Origin of the sequence: Dietzia sp. DQ12-76 (genome assembly GCF_014145045.1) — a bacterium.
Classification (GTDB): Bacteria; Actinomycetota; Actinomycetes; order Mycobacteriales; family Mycobacteriaceae; genus Dietzia.
In genome coordinates this window covers 1-2,449 of sequence record NZ_JAALDV010000483.1, presented here as the reverse complement: position 1 = coordinate 2,449, position 2,449 = coordinate 1, and the positions used below count along the sequence as shown (strand labels likewise).

General features: G+C 69.6%; 3 protein-coding genes. All 3 read left to right on the top strand.

The features are described from left to right. Window positions 1–94 precede the first annotated feature (94 nt). Window positions 95–1,024 (top strand): enoyl-CoA hydratase, encoded by a 930-nt coding sequence (locus G6019_RS15205; protein WP_182613479.1) that lies wholly within the window; start codon window positions 95–97, stop codon window positions 1,022–1,024. Window positions 1,025–1,028: 4 nt separating this feature from the next. Beyond that, window positions 1,029–2,198, top strand: a complete 1,170-nt coding sequence (locus G6019_RS15200; protein ID WP_182613478.1) for an acyl-CoA dehydrogenase family protein — start codon at window positions 1,029–1,031, stop codon at window positions 2,196–2,198. A 16-nt stretch (window positions 2,199–2,214) separates the two neighbouring features. Next, window positions 2,215–2,449 (top strand): acyl-CoA dehydrogenase family protein (locus G6019_RS15195; protein ID WP_182627942.1); only part of this gene is annotated, 235 nt, incomplete at its 3' end.

The window sequence follows — 2,449 nt, the reverse complement described above, 5'->3', positions numbered from 1 at the left end:
GAACGACGGTGGTTACGGCGTCTGAATCCGAGCCGGCGGGCGGGTCCGGTACAGTACCAACCAAGCACTTGCTAGGTGAGGAGAGTCCCAGCTCATGACCGACGCGCCCATCCCCCCGGTCCTCGGCGTCCACGACCTCGGCCCGGACACGCACCCGGTCGCCTACGAGGTCACGGGCGGTACCGCCTACGTCACGCTCAACCGGCCGGACTTCCGCAACGCGCAGAACTCGGTCATGACGTACTCACTGGACAACGCCTTCGTCCGGGCCGTCGAGGACGACGCGGTCAAGGTCATCGTCCTGAGGGCCAACGGCAAGCACTTCTCGGCGGGCCACGACATCGGCACCCCCGAGCGCGACCACCACGTGGAGTACCCCAACCGCGCGGCGCTCTGGTGGGACCACACCACCCGCGGCGGCGGCGACCGTCGCCTGGCCCGCGAGACCGAGGTCTACGTCCAGATGTGCCGCCGCTGGCGGGAGATCCCCAAACCGATGATCGCCCAGGTGCACGGCGCGTGCATCGCAGGCGGACTCATGCTGGCATGGGTCTGCGACTTCATCGTGGCCTCGGATGACGCGTTCTTCTCCGACCCCGTGGTCAAGATGGGCATACCGGGCGTGGAGTACTTCGCCCACGCCTTCGTGCTGGGCCCGCGCCGCGCGAAGGAGATCCTCTACACCGGTCGCAGGTTCGGCGCGGCCGAGGCACTGGAGTGGGGGATGTGCAACCACGTCGTCCCGCGCGATGAGCTCCAGACCAAGGTCGACGAGATCGCCGCGGAGATCGCCGCGATGCCCGCGTTCGGACTGACGCTCGCGAAGAAGGTCATCAACGGATGCGAGGACCAGATGGGCCTCCAGACCTCCCTCGACACGGCCTTCGGCTGGCACATGTTCGCCCACTCGGCCAACGCGGAGCCCGACGACACCGACTCGTTCTCCGCCTCGCTCGGCGGGATGGATGCCCGCTCGATGCGCGACAGCGCGAACACGGGCTCGACCGGCGAGACGAAGGACTGACGCCGTGGATCTGGATCTGGACGCCTCGACTCAGGAGTTCCGCCTCGAGGTCCGCGACTGGCTCGCCGAGAACGTGCCCACCGAACCGCTCCCGCACATGGACACCCGCGAGGGCTTCGAGGCCCACCGACAGTGGGAGCGGACGATGGCCGACGCCCGCATGTCGGTGGTGTCGTGGCCCGAGGAGTACGGCGGCCGCGACTGCGGACTGGTCAACTGGGTGGTCTTCGAGGAGGAGTACTTCCGCGCCGGCGCGCCCCTGCGGGTGAGCCAGAACGGCATCTTCCTCCTGGCACCGACGCTGTTCGACCACGCCTCCCCCGAGCAGCTGGCCCACATCATGCCGCGCATGGCTCGCGCCGACGACATCTGGGCACAGGCCTGGTCCGAGCCCGAGGCCGGCTCCGACCTGGCCTCGCTGCGGTCCACCGCACGGAGGGCCGACGGCGGCTGGGTGCTCAACGGCCAGAAGGTGTGGTCCACCCGCGCCTCGTTCGCCGACAAGGGCTTCGGACTGTTCCGCACCGACCCGGACGAGCCCCGCCACAAGGGCCTGACCTATTTCATGTTCGACCTGCGGGCCGAGGGCGTCACCGTGCGCCCGATCGATCAGCTCGACGGCCTGCCGGGGTTCGCCGAGCTGTTCCTCGAGGACGTCTTCGTCCCCGACGATCCGGCGGACCCGGCGAGTTCGGGCGTGATCGGCGAGGTCAACCAGGGCTGGAAGGTGGCCATGTCCACCGCCAACAACGAGCGCGGCCTCTCGCTGCGCTCCCCCGGCCGCTTCCTGGCCACCACCGATCGCCTGCTCGAACTGTGGGGGTCCACCGCACCGGGCCTGGACGACCGGGCCCGGGGCGCGCTGTCCGACCGCGTGGTCGACGCGTGGATCGGCTCCCGCGCGTACGAGCTGAGCACCTGGAACACGGTCACCACGCTCACCGCCGGCGCCAACCTGGGGTTCGAGTCCTCGATCAACAAGGTCTTCTGGTCGGACTGGGACATCGCGACCCACGAGACCGCCCTGGACCTGCTCGGCACGGCCGGTGAGCTCGCCGGTGAGCAGTGGATGGACGGGTACCTGTTCGCCCTCGCCGGGCCCATCTACGCGGGAACGAACGAGGTCCAGAAGAACATCATCGCCGAGCGTCTCCTCGGCCTGCCGCGCGGCTGAGAACGGGGTTTCCATCATGCAGTTCGCACTCGATCCCGAGGTCGTCGACTTCGCCGCCAGCATCGACTCGCTGCTGGCCAAGTCGGACATGCCCTCGGTGATCCGCTCCTGGGCGGCCGGTGACACCGCACCCGGCACCGCCGTGTGGGGCCGGATCGCCGAGACCGGCGCCTCCGCGCTCCTCGTTCCGGAGGCATCCGGTGGGGCCGGCGCCACGGCCGTCGAGGCGGTCGTCGCCCTCGAGGTCCTGG